The organism is Lactobacillus agrestimuris (assembly GCF_943193025.1).
Lineage (GTDB): Bacteria > Bacillota > Bacilli > Lactobacillales > Lactobacillaceae > Lactobacillus > Lactobacillus agrestimuris.
On the sequence record NZ_CALPCQ010000008.1, the window covers coordinates 1 to 19,818 of the forward strand.

At 33.8% G+C, this 19,818-nt stretch carries 18 protein-coding genes; 2 read left to right on the plus strand and 16 right to left on the minus strand.

Going from position 1 to position 19,818, the window contains the following annotated elements:
* Nucleotides 1-103 precede the first annotated feature (103 nt).
* From NFR82_RS03500 to NFR82_RS03565, 14 genes are all read right to left on the minus strand, one after another.
* On the minus strand, nt 104-349 hold the full coding sequence (locus tag NFR82_RS03500; protein WP_251716870.1) for a hypothetical protein: 246 nt from the start codon (nt 347-349) through the stop codon (nt 104-106).
* Between the two features lie 157 nt (nt 350-506).
* A complete protein-coding gene (locus NFR82_RS03505) occupies nt 507-968 on the minus strand; it encodes a hypothetical protein (protein WP_251716872.1) in 462 nt (153 codons plus the stop codon).
* A gap of 87 nt (nt 969-1,055) precedes the next feature.
* The gene (locus NFR82_RS03510; RefSeq protein ID WP_251716874.1) at nt 1,056-1,523 is read right to left on the minus strand and encodes a DUF2798 domain-containing protein; all 468 of its coding nucleotides are present in this window, start codon (nt 1,521-1,523) and stop codon (nt 1,056-1,058) included.
* A 124-nt stretch (nt 1,524-1,647) separates the two neighbouring features.
* The gene (locus tag NFR82_RS03515) at nt 1,648-2,460 is read right to left on the minus strand and encodes a Cof-type HAD-IIB family hydrolase (protein ID WP_251716876.1); all 813 of its coding nucleotides are present in this window, start codon (nt 2,458-2,460) and stop codon (nt 1,648-1,650) included.
* A 188-nt stretch (nt 2,461-2,648) separates the two neighbouring features.
* Nucleotides 2,649-4,064: a DHA2 family efflux MFS transporter permease subunit gene (locus tag NFR82_RS03520; RefSeq protein WP_251716878.1), complete on the minus strand. Its 1,416-nt coding sequence runs from the start codon at nt 4,062-4,064 to the stop codon at nt 2,649-2,651.
* 172 nt (nt 4,065-4,236) lie between these two features.
* A complete protein-coding gene (locus NFR82_RS03525) occupies nt 4,237-7,452 on the minus strand; it encodes an SEC10/PgrA surface exclusion domain-containing protein (protein WP_251716880.1) in 3,216 nt (1,071 codons plus the stop codon).
* 206 nt (nt 7,453-7,658) lie between these two features.
* Nucleotides 7,659-8,996, minus strand: a complete 1,338-nt coding sequence (glnA, locus tag NFR82_RS03530; RefSeq protein ID WP_251716882.1) for a type I glutamate--ammonia ligase — start codon at nt 8,994-8,996, stop codon at nt 7,659-7,661.
* 266 nt (nt 8,997-9,262) lie between these two features.
* Entirely contained in the window at nt 9,263-10,183 is a 921-nt protein-coding gene (gene miaA / locus NFR82_RS03535) for a tRNA (adenosine(37)-N6)-dimethylallyltransferase MiaA (RefSeq protein ID WP_251716884.1), read from the minus strand.
* Between the two features lie 64 nt (nt 10,184-10,247).
* The gene (locus NFR82_RS03540; protein WP_251716886.1) at nt 10,248-10,649 is read right to left on the minus strand and encodes a rhodanese-like domain-containing protein; all 402 of its coding nucleotides are present in this window, start codon (nt 10,647-10,649) and stop codon (nt 10,248-10,250) included.
* Between the two features lie 61 nt (nt 10,650-10,710).
* Complete coding sequence (locus tag NFR82_RS03545) at nt 10,711-10,929, minus strand: YqgQ family protein (RefSeq protein WP_251716888.1); 219 nt, start codon at nt 10,927-10,929, stop codon at nt 10,711-10,713.
* The gene (locus NFR82_RS03550) at nt 10,929-11,609 is read right to left on the minus strand and encodes a rhomboid family intramembrane serine protease (protein ID WP_251716890.1); all 681 of its coding nucleotides are present in this window, start codon (nt 11,607-11,609) and stop codon (nt 10,929-10,931) included. Before NFR82_RS03550 ends, NFR82_RS03545 begins: the two co-directional genes overlap by 1 nt.
* Nucleotides 11,610-11,622: 13 nt before the next feature.
* Nucleotides 11,623-12,189: a 5-formyltetrahydrofolate cyclo-ligase gene (locus NFR82_RS03555; protein WP_251716898.1), complete on the minus strand. Its 567-nt coding sequence runs from the start codon at nt 12,187-12,189 to the stop codon at nt 11,623-11,625.
* A 59-nt stretch (nt 12,190-12,248) separates the two neighbouring features.
* Nucleotides 12,249-12,398, minus strand: a complete 150-nt coding sequence (gene rpmG, locus NFR82_RS03560) for a 50S ribosomal protein L33 (RefSeq protein WP_004046092.1) — start codon at nt 12,396-12,398, stop codon at nt 12,249-12,251.
* A gap of 75 nt (nt 12,399-12,473) precedes the next feature.
* Nucleotides 12,474-14,507 (minus strand): peptidoglycan D,D-transpeptidase FtsI family protein, encoded by a 2,034-nt coding sequence (locus NFR82_RS03565; RefSeq protein WP_420908732.1) that lies wholly within the window; start codon nt 14,505-14,507, stop codon nt 12,474-12,476.
* Nucleotides 14,508-14,662: 155 nt separating this feature from the next.
* Here NFR82_RS03565 and NFR82_RS03570 point away from each other — a divergent pair, with 155 nt between their 5' ends.
* Nucleotides 14,663-17,254 carry a YfhO family protein gene (locus NFR82_RS03570; RefSeq protein ID WP_251716901.1) on the plus strand — a complete coding sequence of 864 codons (2,592 nt, stop codon included), beginning with the start codon at nt 14,663-14,665 and terminating at the stop codon, nt 17,252-17,254.
* A 67-nt stretch (nt 17,255-17,321) separates the two neighbouring features.
* Nucleotides 17,322-18,245: an N-acetylglucosamine kinase gene (locus tag NFR82_RS03575; protein WP_251716903.1), complete on the plus strand. Its 924-nt coding sequence runs from the start codon at nt 17,322-17,324 to the stop codon at nt 18,243-18,245.
* A 59-nt stretch (nt 18,246-18,304) separates the two neighbouring features.
* On the opposite strand, the gene NFR82_RS03580 is transcribed toward NFR82_RS03575, so the two are convergent.
* Together NFR82_RS03580 and greA are read right to left on the minus strand one after the other, a co-directional pair.
* Complete coding sequence (locus NFR82_RS03580) at nt 18,305-19,213, minus strand: L-lactate dehydrogenase (protein WP_251716905.1); 909 nt, start codon at nt 19,211-19,213, stop codon at nt 18,305-18,307.
* Nucleotides 19,214-19,264: 51 nt separating this feature from the next.
* Nucleotides 19,265-19,741: a transcription elongation factor GreA gene (gene greA, locus NFR82_RS03585; RefSeq protein WP_251716907.1), complete on the minus strand. Its 477-nt coding sequence runs from the start codon at nt 19,739-19,741 to the stop codon at nt 19,265-19,267.
* Between the last annotated feature and the right edge of the window lie 77 nt (nt 19,742-19,818).

Below are 19,818 nucleotides of genomic sequence, written 5' to 3' on the forward strand. Positions count from 1 at the left end.
TCCTATTTTGATTAAATAAATAATTAAAAAATCAATTTGCGAGAAAGAACTATTTACACAAAAGATTTGACAGTCTCAGAATCAAGCTTGTCACCCTTATTTTTTAATTTTTCCTGTGACTCCATTTATTATAGTAATATCGTAAACCGTTCTTTTTTCTTGGTATTTCATTGAAAAAATTAATAAATGGATTATTTTCAATATACTTTTCTATATTGACATTAGATTCACCGATCACTGCAACAGTTTGTTCATCAGATGCTGCATTCACTTGCTTGAGCATAACCGTAAAAACAGCCACAACACCCAACACAAAAACTAAACCTAAAAGAACCTTTTTGATTTTCATTATTTAATACCTCTTCCATCACAATTACAATCTGAGATATAATATCATATTTTTACTCATTATGAATAATTCCATCATATTTGCCCACTTTTGATATCAAATTCAAAAAGACCTCCAAGCATCCCTGCCTGAAGGTCCATGTATTGAATATTACCTATTAATCTTTATTATCTTTAATAAGATTACTAAAGCTTTCGTTTGTTGCTACAATATCACCCATCATTTGATTTACCCAATCATTTAACTTGTCATCATCGTAAGCAGCAAGTCCGCCTTCAGTATCGCCAATATCAGCAATACCATTGTTAAAGTCAATCATTTCAGTTAGTAACTTTTCTGCAAAGTTCTTAGTTTCATCACCAAAGTTATCGGCGAATTGATTAACATCACCATAAGCATCAGTAATATCAGTGAAAGTTTGAACTGACTTTCCAAAAACATCATTTAAGTTATTAACATCTTCTTGATTTGGTACAGTTAATTCTTTTTCATTAGTAATTTCGTCATCTAAGCGAACGCCAATATCATTTAATACTAAGTGAGCATCGTACAAACGATTCAAGAGTTTAATTCCACTTGGGTTCTTAGCTTGAAAGTTAACAGTAATTTCGTCTGCCATTATTTATCCTTCTTTCAAATAACTTCTTATTACTATTGTACATTTTTAAGTAAAAAAATACGATGCTAAATAGCATCATACTTAATTTTATTCAGCTGAAGCCTCAACTGGAACTGAGTTAGCTTGAACTTTGCCTAAAATTGCTCGAGAAATTGGTCCTACAATAATCAAATTGAGTGGTAAAGCCATGATAAAGTTCATTCCCCAAGTTCTAGCATAATTTGAAATAGTGAATTCTGCGCCATTTACTACGATTCCATAAATAGACATGAAAGAAACCATTCCTAAAACCATCAAACCAGAAATAGTTAATGCAATAAAAATCTTTCTTTCAATATTTTCTGGTAAAACTGAAAATGCGATCTTCTTAGCGATTGGTCCAACAAGTAAAATATCAAGCAAACCGGCAACGATGAATCCCGGCAAGAATCCTAATGCTAAGTGTGACCATTCAAAAGCATTATTGATAAATAAGTTCCAAGCACTCATTCCGAGCACCATCATTGAGCACATTAAACAAGTAAAAATAAGTCCTTCTTTTTTATTAGTTGGCATGTAATTCTCCTTCTCCTTTTCACGACAATGATTACAATACCAGAAATAAATTTTTTTCGTAAGTAAAAATTTTTATGCAAACGAATTCAAAATAAAAACTGTCGAAAAATCGGCAGTTACTCAATTAATTTTCATCTAAATACTTTTGAAGTACTCTAAATACTCCATTTTCGGTGTTAGCAGGAGCAATGTAGCTTGCATGCTTTTTCACTTCATCCATACCATTATCCATAGCATATGAATATTTAGCAAAGTCAAGCATATCAATATCATTACCACCATCACCAAAGGCAATTAAATCGTCACCAGTCATGTCAAGCTTTTCTAAAAGTCTCTTTAATCCTGAACCCTTATTAACCCCTGCAACATTCACGTCAATTGCCATATTAGCAGAAGCAAAAGCAACTATCTTATTTGAATGAGTATCATTAAATGCTTTTTCAATGTCCTTTGCATGATTACTATCCATCCCAAAAGTAACTTGAATAATATCATCCTTTGGTAAATCATTCCAATCATCGATTACTGTGCTTGCACCGGCAAAATAAGCCAAAAAGTCTCTTTCTTGCTTAGCAACTTCACTATGGAGGTATGCCATTTCTCTTTCAAAGACCATAGTTGCCATTTTCCCATACTTGGCTTGAACTTGTGCAATTAATTCAAGCATATCTTCTCGCTTAAATGGATAAACAGCAGCTTCTTTACCTTCAAGAATAAGTCTTGAACCATTTGCAGTTACGAAGTCCATTCGATCAGCAAAGTCTTTGAAATCCTCTTTAAGACGGGCATAAGGACGTCCTGAAGCGACAATAAAGTGAACTCCTCTTTTTTCAAATTCAGTTAACAACTTATCAAACTGTTCATGGTTATATTGTTTACGATCATCTAAGAAAGTTCCATCCATATCAACGGCCACCGCTTTAAAAGGTAATGTCATTGTTTGTTTCCTCCTCTAATACTTCCTTATAATATTTAATGCTTTATTTCAGTCGATGTAAATATCTTATAAGAAATGTTTTAACAAAATTTGCCAAGTAAAAAGGATGAGTTTATGCACTCATCCTTATTTATTTTGATCTAAGTTATTACGGTTATATTTAATACTCTACAATAAAGTCAATCTTTTTAATCTTCTTTACCATCATCTTTAACAAATAAAGCAACGATAAAGCCCATAATTGCTAAAGCAATGGTAAAGTAAATACCGTAATGAATACCATTAGTAAACTTAAATGCCATTGAACCACTTACTGAATTCTTTCCGATAGTTAAAAAACTAGTAACAATTGCAGTAATCAAGGCACCAACAATTTGTTGAATAGTATTCAAAATAGCTGAACCATCGGCTGATTCAATGCCTTTAAGTGAGTTCAAAGCTGATGTTTGTGATGGTGATAAAGCAAGTGGAGCACCAATCATCACGATAATATGAGCTAAGATTACATACCAAATTGGACTGTCGGTAGTAACAAATGCAAATAATACTGCACCTACTGCAGCAATTAAGAATCCCAATCTTGCAGGCCATTTAGCACCAAAGTTGTCGTATAATCTTCCTGCTACAGCTGAAGTTGCGGCAGTTACCAAACCACCAGGTAACATAATAATTCCTGTTAGCGCTACAGATACTAACAAACCATTTTGCAAATATTGAGGCAACAAGTACATTACAGACAAATTCATACCGAAGTCAATCATAATTAAAATTGCACCCAACATAAAGTTACGGTATCTAAACACACGTAAATTTAAAACTGGATTGTCGATTGTAAGCTGTCTTCTAACATACCAAATAAGAGCTAATACACCTACTAAAAGAGTGATTAGTACTTTTGGGGAAGTCCAGCCTGAATGACTAGCAAAGCTTGTTCCTGCAATAAGACCCGAAAAGGCGACAACTGAAAGAAGAATTGAAAGAAAATCAATTTTAGTCTTAGTTAGTTGGTTTACATTCTTCACAAATGGAATAGCCAATATTAAAGCAATAACCAATAATACTACGAATGAGAAGAATACAGCATTCCAAGAACCTGCAGCCAAGATAAATCCAGTAACTACCGGACCAATGGCTGGCGCAAACATAATAACTAAAGCTAAGATACCGTTAACTGTTCCCAACTTATTAGGTGGAAAAATAAGCATTGCAACAGTAAACATAAGTGGTAAGATAATCCCGGTTCCGATACCTTGGATCATTCTCCCCACTAATACCATAGCGAAGTTAACTCCGAAGCCTGAAATAAGTGAACCCACGATAAAGGCACACAAACCAAAAATAACTAATTTTCTAGTTGAAAACCATCTAGTAAGCAGGCCAGAAAGAGGTAAAACAATACCGATAACAAGCATGTAACCTGTAACTAGCCATTGAACTGAACCTTCACCTACATGTAAGGCCTTCATAAGTTGAGGTAAAGCAACATTTAAGGCTGTTTCACTAAACATACCTACAAATGACCCCAACAATAACGGAAGAATTGCGAGCCATGGATTCTTTACATCGACACGAGCTCTCATTCCACTTTTTTGTGTATTACTCATTAAAGAAAATTCCTCCCTTTTTTAGCGACGTTGATCACTATACCAGAAAAACTTCCTCTTCGTAAGTAAAAATTTTTAATGTAAACGATCACAAATAAAAAAGAAGATCTTATGTACGATTATATTCGCATATAGATCTTCTTTTCATGATTAATTATTTAAGCTATTCAAATTATTTCAAAGTTAACTTGCTTGCTGGTACCCATTCATTCTTACCAGATACCTTGTAGTAAGTCCTACCTTTAATTTCCTTCTTAGCAGTAAACTTGTAAGTTCTTTGACCATATACGTAATGGCGACTAAGCTTACCCATTGATGAATAAGTTCTTAACTTGTGGTTCTTCTTACCCTTAACTACAGCCTTAACATTAATCTTCTTAGTTGCAGTTACTGTATTAACAACCTTAACGTATTCGTTCTTAGCAATTTGGTAGAACTTCTTACCGTTAATCTTGACAATCTTGGCATTGTGAAGAGCTACAGCCTTGTGACCTTTTCTAATCAAGTATCTCTTGCCGTGACGCTTTACAATCTTACCTTGAAGCGTATAAACGTAAGAATTATGAATAAATTCAATCTTAACTGAAGTTGACTTCTTGATAGTCGGAGTAGTCTTTTCAACTTCATTATTTAAAGTGTTGACGGTCTTTTGAGTTTGAGGCTTTTGAACTTCAGAAGCGTCATCTAAATAGATAGCTGGATGTTCAAGGTCGTAAAGAACTTGCTTAGCATGATCTAATTTATCTTTGGCAGTATTTAATTTAGCTACAGCCTGATCATATTTACCTTCTGCATCCTTTACTTTCGCATCAGCAGCATCCTTAGCTGGTTTAAGTGCATCAAGTTGAGTCTTGGCTTCATCTGCTACTTTATTTGCAGTATCATAGTCCTTTTTAGCTTTTTGAGTAGTAATTTTAGCATCAGCTAATGCTTGATGAGCACCCTCAAGTTGAGATTGACGAGCTTGTAATTTTACTAATTCAGTTTGAGCATTGCCAACTGCTTTTTGTTTATTAGCAATATCGGTAGCTAAATCTAATTGGGCCTTTTTAGCACTGGCTAAACTATCCTTAGCGGTATCTAAGGCTGTCTTTGCAGCTTCAACTTCTTGAGCAGCCTTAGTTTGTACTTCTTTTGCAGTTTCCAAGTTTTTGGCTTTTTCTTCGTTAGAAGCCGTTAACTTTTTATATCTTTTTTGTGCTTCTTGTTGAATACTTTGATGTTGCTTATAAGCATCTTGTAATTCTTGTTCATGATTAATAGCGCTTTGTAAAGCATTCACTGCAGCTTGATAATCTGTATTTGCCTGGGTAAATTTCTCTAGTTTATCCTGAGCTATTTGATTCTTTTGATCTAGTGCAGACTTAGCAAGATCAGTTTGCTGTTGCTTTTCTTGAGCATCAGCAGTTAGCTTCTCAAGGTTATTGGATAAAGAAGTTATCTGATTAGTAGCCGTTACTATTTGATCCTTATATGATGGAATTGACTTTTCATAAGAATCTTTATTCTTTAATATTTGATCTGATGAAATATTAATAAAGTGAAACTCCGTAAATAAGTCGGCACCATTGAAATAAGTTGGTATTACAGCTACATACTGAATATTTTCAATGTCATCTTTTTGAGGACGATAAGTTTTGTTTTCTACCTGTTGAAGTTTAGTATCTAATTTTCTTATTTTACTATTTAAAAAATCAATATATTCATCCTTAGTATACTTATTTCCATCCTCATAATATATTAACTGACCTCCAGGATATGTCGGCTTTTCATTTTTCGTTGTATTTAAGAAAAATTCATAAGTTTCTTTCTCATTATTAATACTTTCAACGCTCGGAATAGTAAATCCTAATAATCCTGCCGAATGTTCCATTTCATAAGTTGAAGTTCCACCTGGATGAGTAATACCATTGCCTGCTGATAATATCATATTTAAAAGAGAATCATAAATATCTCCTTTCAATCTATCCATTGTAATTACTTTATCCCGATAATATGCACTAGACATATCTTCTAATGGTTGATCAACTGAATCTAAAGTTCCATCACTAGCCTTATTAGGTCTCAATCCATTTTTATTAGCAACATCATTTATACCATAAGAATCATGCCAATCACCTTGCCATTTTCCAGCTTTAAAGTCATCTTGATATCTTTGTGCTATCTTTTTAGCGATATCTATAGATCCATCTGTCACTTGGTCATCAGCAACATTTAACCCCAGCTGATTTCTAACTTTAGATAAAATGTCTGAGGTGAATAAAGATATTTCTTGTAACTGTTGATCAGTAAGGTTATTTAAATCTACTTTCTCATGTTTATCAGATTCCGAATGAATAAATCTATTTAAGCTACGAACTCTATTAATGTTAGCTATATCTTTGTCAGATAACTTATTATCAACACCATAATCAACAAATGCTTGCAAGAATGCATCTTTATCACCAATATTAATAGTATTTTGACTTAATTCTTTTAACGAATTTAGCTTACTTTTTACTTTATCAATTTCTTCTTGCTTTGCCTTTACTGCAGTGTTAGCTTTATCACTAATACTTTTCTTTGAATCATAGTCTTTTTGAGCACTTTGCTTATCTTGCTCAGCAGTTTGCTTTGCCTCTTCGGCATTTGATTTAGCATCTGACTTAGCTGTTTTATCTGCAGTTTTAGTTGCTATATCTTTCTTAATATTAGAAATAGCATCTTCATCATTTTTAACCGATGTATTGGCATCTTTTAATTTTTTTGCTGCTTCATTAATACCTGTACCTTTCAAAGCATCTTGAGCATTTGCAACTTGCGTATCCGCATTCTTTTTAGCATTTTGTGCATCAGTCACAGCTGCTTGCTTCTTACTTACATCGGCTTCAGCATCATCAACAGCTTTTTGCGCCGCACCTTGCTTTGCTTGAGCTTTCTCTACATCTTGCTGTTTTTTGCTAATTTCAGAATTTTTATCAGTTACGGCTTGCTTTGCCTTATCAATCGCTTCTGGAGTAGCTTCATCATCTAACTTTTGGGCATCATTTTGCTTCTTGACAGCTTCATCCCAGGCATTTTTCTTATTTTTAGCATCATCATTAGCCTTATCAGTCTTAGTCTTTTGATCTTGATATGTTTGATCCGGCTTTACGACTTCCGCCTTAGCCTTTTCTAAACCAGCCTTTGAAAAATCAACACTTTTTTGTGTATCATTAACTTCCTTTTGTGCGTTATCGATATTTGACTTAGCTTGTTCTTCAGGTGATTGTTCCTTCTTAGCAGCTACAGTCTTTTCACTTTGAGCAGCATCTGCAGCCTTAACGTTATTATTGAAATTTGTATTAGCTAATACAACTGATGCTAATGCAGCAGCGGTTAAACTTGTAATTTTGAAATTTTTCTTCATTCTAAACTCCCATGTTCCCTATTACAAAATTGATACTGTTATTAAAAATAATAAACAGAATCATCTCGACTCATATTGTGCATATAATTTAAGAAGAAATGGTTAAATATTCGTATTTGAATATTATTTTTTCATTTAAATTCACAGCAAAAAAAAGAGATGATCTATAAATATAGACCATCTCTTTGTGCTTAAAATTCTTTAAATTAATAACCCATGTAACGATTTCTTTCCCAATCGGAAACGGATTGGTTGTATTGTGCCCATTCTAAATTCTTTGATTCAATGAAGCTCTTAGTTAAGTGTTCACCCAAAGCACTTTGAATCAATTCATCTTCCTTAAATGCCTTAACAGCGTTGTGAAGAGTTGAAGGAAGTGGCTTAATGCCGTGCTTAGCTCTTTCTTCTTCTGTCATTTCAAAGACATTTGAAGTAATTGGATCCATTGGCATCTTGGCTTCCTTGATACCTTGTAAACCAGCAGTTAAGCATGCGGCAAGAAGTAGATATGGGTTAGCAGTTGGATCAGCAGAACGCATTTCAAGACGAGTACCAACTTCATTAGCATCTGGAATACGAACAAGTGGTGAACGGTTCTTAGTTGCCCATGAAATGTAAACAGGAGCTTCAAAACCAGGAATAAGTCTCTTGTATGAGTTAACAGTTGGGTTGGCAATTGCTGTAATTGCACGAGCATGTTCCAAAATACCATTTAAGAAGTACAAAGCTGTATCTGAAAGGTGGTATTCGCCATCCTTTGAGTAAAATGCATTCTTGCCATCTTTGAAGAGTGACATGTTGTTGTGCATTCCGTTACCAGCTTCACCTTGAAGTGGTTTAGCCATAAATGTTGCATATAAGCCATGCTTTCTAGCAACTTCACGAACAACCATCTTGAATACTTGGACACGGTCTGCGGTAGTTAAAGCATCATCAAACTTAAAGTCAATTTCTTGTTGACCGCGACCAACTTCATGGTGAGCCGCTTCAACTTCAAAACCAATACTTTCTAAAGTTTCAACAATATCACGACGACATCTTGCACCTTCATCATCTGATGGCATATCGAAGTATGAGGCTTCATCAGGAACTTCAGTAGTCCAATTACCATTTTCATCAAGCTTGAATAAATGGAATTCTGCTTCAAAACCAATTTCAAAATCACTGAAGCCCATATCTTTCATTTCTTTAAGTACACGCTTCAAGTTATTTCTTGGATCACCTTCAAAAGGTTCACCATTAGTCTTGTGAACTGAACAAGTCAAGCGACCAATCTTGCCGCCACGATTATCAGACCATGGTAATACTGACCAAGTTGAAAAGTCTGGATATAAAACCATGTCACTTTCTTCAATTCTTACAAAGCCATCGATTGAAGAACCATCGAAACGAATATCATTAGTCAAGACTTTATCAAGTTGACTCTTTGGCACTTCAACTGCTTTAAGCTTACCATCGATGTCAGTAAAGCTTAATCTTAAAAAGCGCACATCATTATCTTCAACACTTTTTCTAATATCTTCTGCTGTAACTGTTTTACTCATAGTTTCCACCTAAAAAATCAAATAACTATTAATTAAATCGTTCTAGATTAAATTATTCTTTCATAGAACTTTCATCATGATAGCAGACCAATTAGAAGTTGTCAAATTGGTCTAAGAGAAAATATCTTTCTTTATACTTATTTAATCTTTTTATTTTTGGGCGCAAAAACCTGTTCCTAAAGCAAATTAGCGGAATTATATTCTAAATTTATTAATTTATTATCATTTATGTTTTTCATATAGGCATAGTCTAGACCACACCATAATTACTTACCTAACCAATTATTTACAGTTTTCAAAATTTTTTCCTCACAATTTTCATCATGTAAGGGATCAAACCATTTAACCGGTAACTTATTTCTAAAATACGTTAACTGTCTTTTAGCGTAGCGACGCGATGCTGTTTTTAATTGATTTACGCTTTCTTCTAAAGTTTCCTCTTTTTCAAAATACGGAAAGAATTCTTTGTAAGCAATTGCTTGTAGCGCCTGATGTGCGCGATCTTTATTTTCATAAACATATTTGGCTTCATCAAGCAGGCCTTGCTCCATCATTTGATCAACTCTTAAATTAATGCGGTCGTATATTTCATCCCGATTAGAATTTAAACCAATAATCAAATAATCATATCTCGGTTCAATTTTTTCTTGTTGCTCAGAAAACTTTTTACCTGTTCGATCAATTACAGTCAATGCCCTTAACGTTCTTCTGGCATTAGCAACCGGTATCTTCTCTGCTGCTGCTGGATCTTTTTCATTTAATACTTCCCAAATTTTTTGAGGACCGTTCTCTTGAAGAAAATCTTCCCACTTTTTGGTAACACTTGTCTCTTCTGGGGTCTTTTCACCTAGCTGCATTTTATTCAGTAAAGCATTAACGTAAAAACCGGTACCTCCTACAATAATTGGCAATTTATTTTTCTGACCGATTTCAGTAATTGCCTCAGTTGCTTGATCAACAAAATCTTTTACAGAATATTCTTCAAAAATTGATCGCGTATCAACCATGTAATGCTTAACTTGAGCTCTTTCATCCTCTGTCGCCTTTGCTGTTCCGATTGATACTTCTTGGTAAACCTGCATGGAATCTCCAGAAACAATCTCAGCATTTAATTTTTTTGCCAAATCAATTCCTAAACTCGTTTTTCCCACAGCTGTCGGACCAACAATCGCTAATACTTTTTGCATATTTTCTTTCCTTTATTGCTAAAAATAGACAAAAAGCTTGGGTATTTCTACTCAAGCTTTTTTATTAATATTTAGAAGCCTTAGTACGTCCATCCCATTGTTCAAATCCATTTTTTAAGTAGTGAATTGAACTAAAACCATTCTTTTTCAATAGTCTTGCTGCACGTAAGGTCACAGTTAATGAATCAGAGTAAAGGTAAACTGGCAAGTCTGGACGAAGTTCATTGAATTGATACTTAAGCATCGTATAAGGCAAATTACGCGCACCATCAATATGTTTACGCTTGAAAGGTTCTTTTTCTCTTAAATCGACGATTTGGGCCTTTCTCATCCCTTGCTTAAATTCTTCATTGCTTAGCTGACCACCAATCCTCTTGGCTTGGATTCTATTCCAAAGCCAAATACCAGCAAATACTAAAATAATTGCGAGTAAAATAACATCTAAGATAATTAAAAAATTTGACATAAATAACGCCCCTCTAAAAACTTACGATAGTAATAATGATACCGCTAAAATAATTTTGACGCTATTCATTTTTCCCATCTTTTTGGTTTTGTTCCTCGATTTCATGCTCATGTTTCAAAATGAGTTTAGCAACTAAGTAATCATGCTTATCGATTAAACCCGCTTTATCAATATTGTCGAGTTCAAGAGCCATTAACTCAATATCCCAAATTCTTTTTCCAACATGAACAAAAATTCCATATTTTTTTAAAAGTTGTTGAACATCATATAAAGTCTTCATTAGAAACTAATTACCATTCCACGTCTTACTGTTAAAACAACATATATGATTAATGCTACACCGGCTAATACTCGCCATTTGATATTATATTCATTTTTAATAGCATCACCTAATACAAATTCCAATAAGAATCCAGCAACGAATCCACCAATGTGTCCTTGAATATCAATACCTGGCATAAATAAGTCAAATGCAATATTGATCAGGGCCAAAACAAATGCTTGACGACCCAAATAAGCAATAACTGGATTATTACGGTTTCTAATCCCTACCACAGTCATTGCACCAAAGAGCCCAAATAAAGCTGTCGAAGCACCTGCACTAATTGCTGCATCGCTACCAAATGCTAGACTCAACAAATTGCCGCCTACACCTGACAAAAGATAAATTACCAAAAACTTAAAGTGACCAAGTAACGGCTCCATGTACATTCCCATGTAATAAATGATCACAGCATTTGAAACCAAATGTAAAACACCAATATGTACAAATTGAGCTGTAAACAGTCTCCACCATTGTCCACCAGCAACAACAGTATAGTTACTCATAGCTCCCATTTTATAAAGCGTGGCAGTATTTTCTGATCCACCTAAAAATATTTCTGCAATAAATACTGCCAATAAGACAATTAAGATTCCAAATGTCATATAAGCATCTGAGAATTTAATTCTTCTATTCATAGTAGCCTCTTTTCTAATAATATATTTTACTTGTTGTTACAATTGCTTGAATCGGAATATCAGTCTTTTCAATCGGCCAGACCGGCTTTTCATAAATCATTCTTGAATTGGCAAGAGCAATCGTTTTGGAATTCGGATGCTTAGCTAAAAAACGATCATAATGGCCACCACCAAAGCCTAATCTTTCATGGCCTTCAATTGAAAAAGCTAATCCAGGTACAATAATCAAATCAAGATCATTATTAATCTCTGCATTTTTATCGCCAATTTCTTCAACGCCAAATTTTGATTTAACAATTTTTGATCGATAAGTATATTTCAAGAAATCTTGACTATGATCAGAATTTGCTCTTGCAAGGTAAACTTCTTTTCCTGCATCCCACAAACTCGCAATTATTTCTGAAGTGTCAACTTCAATCGGTAAAGAAGAAGTAATACCAATTGTTTGACTCTCAGCTATGGCATTTGTGGCCATTAACTTTTCGGTTATAAGCCTATCTTCAATTTTCTTTTTTTCTGTTAACGAAAAAGCCTTCAATAACTCTTTTTGATTTTTTCTAAATTCTATCTTTTCTTGCATTTTAAATTTATCGGTTGATACAAAAAAATAGCAGGCATCAACCTGCTATCTTAAAGTTATTACTTAGTTTCACGGTGAAGTGTTACGTGTCTTTCAACAGGGCAATACTTCTTTAAACTTAAACGTTCCGGATGCTTACGCTTGTTCTTCTTAGATAAGTAACTTCTATCGCCACATTCGGTGCATTCCAAAATGATGTTATCTGCCATTTCTTTCACCACCTACATTTTTTATATTCTGACTGTATTAGAATAGCATTTTTCAAGCCATTTGACCAGTACTTTTTAATACTTGTGTAGTTTAAAGTAATCTTGAACCATTTCCTTGGCTACTTGCAAAGTATATGTACCTTCTAAATCAGGATCTAAACCTGGGAAAACAACTGCAATTGCAAGTTGTGGATTCTTAGATGGAGCATAACCAACAAAGGTAGCGTTAATTAATTCAGGTGGATTCTTACGGTTAGGATGATCAGGATCATAGTAGAAAGTCTGAGCAGTACCAGTCTTACCTGAAATTGAAGGTTTCACATTCTTAAGAGGGTGGGCAGTACCCCAACCATTAGTACCATGCACAACTCTCCAGAAACCTTCTTGAACTACATTAAGTTCAGCCTTAGTCCATGGAATTTGTTGTTGAACATTTGGCCTCTTATTGTAATTAATATAAATCTTCTTACCATCCCTACCAGTTTTACCAACTGATTGAACAATATATGGTTGCATACGGTATCCACCATTAGCAATTGTTGAAACATATTGAACTAATTGAATTGGTGTATAAGCATCAAAGTTACCATATGCCAAGTCAAGAAGTGAACCTGAACGAATTCTACCTTGATCATCAAAACTTTGACCTTCAATACCTGAAACTTCTCCCGGTAAGTCTACTCCAGTCTTTTGACCTAAACCAAACATACTAAAGTTTCGACGTAAAACATCAAATGAATCATTCGGCATTGAAATAAATTGCTTAGGGACGTATTTTGCATGTACCCATTTTAAAGCAAGTTGCATCATATAAATGTTACTTGAAACTTCCAAAGCACTTTCTGCATCCAATGAGCCGAAAGTTCCAATTGGATAAACAGATTTTTTAACCGCTGAACCTGGTAAGTAAATTGGTGTATCTGGTAAAGTGTTGTTAGTTGGCGTAATGACATTGTTCATCAAACCACCAGATACAGTTGCCCCCTTAACAACAGATCCCATTACGTATGATTGATTAATTACGCCTAAGGCATTATCAACAATCTTATTAGTCTTTGGATTACGACTCAAACCAGCAACTGCACGCAAGGCTCCAGTTTTTGGATCCATTGCAACAGCGTAGGCTCCATTTGAGTAACGAGCGGCACCTGCTGCAACTGCATTGTTATAAATTCGCTTTAAACTTGCTTGAACTTCTTTTTGATACTTAGCATCAATTGTTAACATCAAACTCGCTCCAGCTTCACCTTTATAAACTGTCTTGGTTTGCTGGATATCACCATTACTCTTTGTCGTAACTTCGCTAGTTGATTTACTACCCTTTAATAGAGGTTCATATTCTTTTTCAAGATATGATGTACCAACACGATCGTTACGAGAATATCCTTGTGACAAATAGTATTGCAAGTTATCACTTGGTAAACCAGATTTTTCAGTTGAAACTGAACCGATAATACTTTGGATTGATGATCCGTTAGGATATGATCTTTCCCAGTCAGTACCAATACCAACGCCAGGAAGTTCAGATAAGTGTTCACCAACTTGAGCAATTTCTCTGTCGGTTAAATCCTTATTCTTAACATAAATCGTTGACAAAGTATAGGCACCTGAGATCTTATTAAAGATTAAGGCCGCAGTCTTTTGACGAGCCGTAAACTTAATATTTTCTTTTTTAACTTCATCAATCATATTCTGATTAATTTCCTGAGTAGTTAAAATTTGACTATTTGTCTTTGACTTTGGCAATTTATTGGTGATTTTAGTAGAATTAGCTTGATCTGCTAAATAGTATTCAGCTAATTGTTCTTCAGTCGGCTTCTCATCAGTAATGCTAATATAATTACTTAAAGCATTTGAGATCTTATAAATCTGACTGGTGCTAGTTCCCGTACTCTTGGTGTAAGTAATCGCGTTATTGGCCTTATTTCCAACTAGGACTCGCCCTTTAGCGTCATACATTACCCCTCGAGGCACTTGATTTGAAACCACATTGGAATCACTTTTTGCAACTTCAGCTTTAAAGCGTGAACCATATGCAAGCTGCAAATAAGCCAATTGAGCAATTAGCAGCGCAAACAATACAAAAATTATCCCAAGGATGATTCTCATTCTAATTGGTGTAGAGGACTGCTTATTAGAGCCAGTACCACTGTTTTTTCTAAAAAAATTATTCACGTATATCGTCCCTCACTAAACTGCAACTATTTTAACAAAAAGCAAGCTTTAATTCTATGCTTGTGAAAGGAGCTTTGAGAAATTTTAAGATGATACAAATAAATTTTAAAAAATTCATCCAAAAATTCTTCAATAAAAATTCATGGCCATATTGGATTAGTTTTATTATTCCAATGGCAGTATTCTATCTTTATTTTGCATGTAACAATTTTAACATCTTAACGGTTGATCTTGGACAGCAATATGTTGATTTATTGGCTTTTTTAAGAAAAAATCTTTTCACCGATTCTCTAAACCTAATTTATAGTTTTAGTAACGGTTTAGGTAATTCAATGATCGGAGTTGATGCATACTACCTTTTTAGTCCCTTTAATTTAATTCTATTTTTATTTCCAATTAAATATCTTCCCTTTGCTATCTTATTATTGATTTCTTTAAAGATCGGAAGTATTGGACTAAGTTCTTTTTATTATTGGAAAAGGCATGGATCAGTTAAAAATACTTATGCCTTAACTGCAAGTATTGCCTATGCCTTGTCAGGATATGTAATTGCCAACCATATTAATTTGATGTGGCTCGATTCATTAATTTTGTTACCTCTTTTAATTGATGCAATTGATCAAACATTGGCTAAAAAGAAAAATCATTTAATTTTAGTAACCTTTGCTCTTTGGATAACTAATTTTTATACAGGTTACATGGCTTTACTCTTTGGATTTTTATATTTTTTAAGCAAAATTTTCTTTTTTCCTTCAAAAGATCGTTTCCCACTCATTAAGAGATATCTTTTAAATAGTATCTTGGCCTCATTTCTAGCGGCATTTATTTTATTACCTGTCTTTTTTGAATTATTAGCAGGCAAGGTTAGTGGCGGAGCTACCTGGGACTTTTCTTTACAATATCAACCATTTGATGAATTAAGCAAATTAATTGATGGTTCTTATAACTTTCATGAAATGGAAAAAGGACTACCAAACATTTTCATTTCCTTGCCATTAACTTTATTAACTATTGCCTATTTCTTCTCCAAAAAAATCAATTGGAAAAATAAAATGGCCAATGGTATTTTATTGCTATTTTTGCTACTATCTACAATTTTCTCACCATTAGTTTTGTTATGGCACATGGGACAATTTCCTATCTGGTATCCTGCTCGCTTTAGCTTTGTACTGATTTTCTTTGCCCTAAATTTAGTAATTAATTTTCTATCTACTGAAGAAGATTTATCTTGGATTTCTAATATTATCTTATCTTTGATTGGTCTTGGATTAATTCTTTACTGGATTTTCTTTCAAAACGACTTTACATTTATCAACGATACAAATATTATCATTTCAGCCGCCTTCATTTTCGGAGGTCTACTCTTTTTACTTTTTATCTTTACCAAAAATAAATTTGCGGGTGTCTTTTTATACACAATTGTATGTGTAGAAATGGTTGCAAATTTAATTTTTTCATTAAATAATCTTTCTTACCAAGAAAATCGCGACTATCAAAATTACTTAATTAATAGTTCTGAAACTACCAATTATCTAAATAAAAAAGATAAAAATTTTTACCGAGTTGAAAAAACTTTCTATCGTTCGGATGACGATCCTTTTACTAGTAACTACAACGGTATAACAAGTTTTAATTCGATTACGGATGCTAAAAGTTTAAAGTTACTTTCTTCACTTGGATATATTCATAATAGTAACTCGGTAACCAATAATGGTGGGACTTTATTGACAGATTCTTTACTGGGGATCAAATATTATCTTAAGCCAAATTATATTCGAGATAATATCAACGAAAAGGCCAAAATGCAGTTTAATAATAACAACCAAAGACCTGATACCAATAAATATCCAATTGTAAAAGATTTTTCTCAGCTCATTTTAAATAAAAATAATACTTCCTTACCCTTAGCATTCTTGAGTAATATATCTTCATCTTCACTTAATTGGATGGCTGATGATCCTATTTACAATCAGGAACTTCTATTTAAGAAAATTACGGGTTCAACTTCTAGTCTTTTTAAAGAAATTACTTTAAATTCTCCCAAAACTTCTGGAGTATCTTTCTTACCTAATAATCGTCAGCTATATAACTGGAAGAAGAATGCTAATAATCCAAACATTACATTCAATTATCAAGCTAACAGAAATGACTCATATTATTTGCAATTGCCTGCTAGTTTAAATGAAAATTCAGTTAGTCTCTACATCAATAATCAAGAATATGACCTATCAATGCGTGATGATCAAACACGTTTAATCAATATTAGTAACTATCAAACAAGTTCTCATTTAAAAATTAAATTCGTTCTAAAGGCGACTAATCTAGATTTAAGCGACTTAAAATTATGGCAACTTAATCTTAATGAAATGGATAAAGTTCTAACACGTTTTAATCAAAATCAACCCATTACTCATCAAGTTAATCCACTGTTACTTAGAACAAATAGCTTTTCAACTAAGGAAACTAAAATTTTAAATACTACAATTCCATATAGCAAAAATTGGCTGATTTTTGATAATGGAAATTTACTTCATAAAGGTCTTTTCGCAAATACTTTTTTAAGTGCCAAATTGCAAAAGGGATCTCATCAATTAATCTTCATATACATTCCATTTGCATTACTACTAGGAATTTTGATATCATTAATGAGTTTAGTATTTCTAAAATTATTTTGGCACTAGACTAGGTCTATGCATTTGTAATAAAATGAAATCGTTAACAAAATTTAAATAGAAAGAAGAGTAGACAATGGCTCTTAAATACCAAATTGGTGTCGATGCTGGTGGTACTCACTCCACTGCAATCGCATATGATATGAATGGCAATGAACTTGGTCGCGCTGAAGGTGGCCCAGGTCAAATCAATGCTAATTACGAAGGCGGAATTAACAATATTTCAGAAGTTATCAATGAATTATTAGACAAGATTGATGGCGACTGTATGCGTGTTTTAGTCGGAATTGCTGGTTTATCAGTTGTTGGTAATGCTCCAGAAGTTGCTGCAACAATTTCATCAAGAATCAATAACTTACCTACTAGAGCAATTACCGACTCACTTTTAGCCCTTTACAGTGGTCTTGAAGGTGATGATGGTGCTTTAGTAATCGCAGGTACTGGTTCTGTTTACAACGGTTTGCAAGATGGACATTTAATAGCCGTTGGTGGTTACGGTAATATCTTAGGCGATGAAGGTTCAGGTTATGCAATCTCTGTTGCTGCAATGAAATCTGCTCTTCTTAGCTGGGACAAGCGTGAAGAAAACGGACTTATTCCTATGTTCACTAAGCTTTTTGGCGTTGAACATATGGACGAATGTAACGCTAAGTTCTACAAGATGGAAAATCCAGATGTTGCTGGTATGGCTGTTCACGTTGCTAAGCTTGCAGATAGCGGTGATAAACATGCTACAGCAGTTATTAAAGATCAAGCTCATCTTTTAGCTCGTGATATTATCATTGGTCTTGATCGCTATGAAGATCCTAAACCAATGAAGATTGCTTTAACTGGTTCTGTTTTAGCAAACAATAAAATGATGCGTGGCTTAATCGAAGACGAAGTTAAGAATAAATATCCAGATGCTGTTTTCTCAGTTTCAAACGGTGAAAACGCTCGCGGTGTTATCTACGACAAGAGTAAGGACTACCGTTACTTCACTAATCACGAAGATAGATAATAATTTTAGCCAAAATAAAAATGACGAGGAAAAATTTCCTCGTCATTTTTTGTTTTTATTTATCTATTCTTATCAACAGTTTCTTTAATTTTTTCAGCTGAACTTTCAAGCTTTTCATGTTCTTCACTTGTCAAATTAAGTTCGATCAATTCTTCAATTCCATCACGTCCAACAATAGCGGGATATCCAATATAAGTTCTGAATTCAGGATTATATGTTGATACTGGGCAGTATAAGCGTGCGTCACTAAATACTGCTTGAATTAAACGAACTGCACAAGTAGCAATTGCATAGCTCGTGTAGCCCTTACCCTTAGCAACGATAAATGCATTCTTATTTGATTGTTCACTAATTTCTTCTTGATGCTTTTCATCGAATAATTGCATGGCAATCTTATTATTTACTCTAACAGTTGACCAAGCAGTAAATTGTGATGAACCATGTTCACCGAGAACAAATCCTTCTACGTTACGTGGATCTTGACCTAGTTTTTCACCAACGATTCTTTGCATTCTGGCAGTATCAAGAAATGTTCCTGTACCAAATACTCTATTTTTCTTTAAACCAGTAGCCTCTTGCAAAATTTGAGAAACAACATCACATGGGTTAGAAATGTTAATAATGACCCCATCAAAGCCAGTTTCTTTAATCTTCTTTCCAACTTCCTTAGCATTCTTTACATTAATTGGAACTTCTGCAAAACGATCCCCTGTTTTAACTGATGCAGCAATATCACCAAATGCAGTTACAATAATATCTGCATCTTTTAGGGCATCCCAGTCTTGTTCAATCACATTAACATATGTATTGTTTCTTGCTAATGTGTCATGAAGATCATTGTATTCTGCATTAACCTTATTTTCATTCTGATCAATTAAAACCAATTCATCAGCAATTCCATGAGTAAACAAAGTAAAGGCAACTGTTGCACCAACATGACCCATACCGATTATTCCGACTTTTCTCATAATAAAAACCTTTCTAGCAAAAAAGATCAGGATATTCCTCCTGATCTTTTCTTAAGCTTTAACTTCGTTGATTACGACATCAAATTTTCCACCAGGAGTATTGATTGTAACTGTTTCACCCTTTTTCTTACCAAGTAAAGCTTGTGCAATTGGTGAATCATTAGAAATCTTACCATTTAATGGATCTGATTCATCACTACCTACAATAGTGTAAGTTTCTGGATCATCTTCACCTACTTCAGTATAAGTGACAGTTTTACCAACTGATACTTCATTAGGATCAACTGCTTCTGCATCAACAACTTGCGCATATTTAAGCATTTCTTCAACTTGCGCAATTCTGTCTTCTAAATGACTTTGTTCATCTTTTGCTGCATCGTATTCTGAGTTTTCTGACAAGTCACCAAATGAACGTGCAACCTTTATTCTTTGAATAACTTCTGGACGCTTAACTAACTTTAAGTCCTTTAATTCTGCTTCAAGCTTCTTTTTACCTTCAGCAGTCATTGGAAATGATTTTTCTGCCATTCTAGATAACTCCTTATTTAATATTTACTTAACTTATATGCACTGAAACATAATATTGTTTTCTTGGGGCAAAGTCA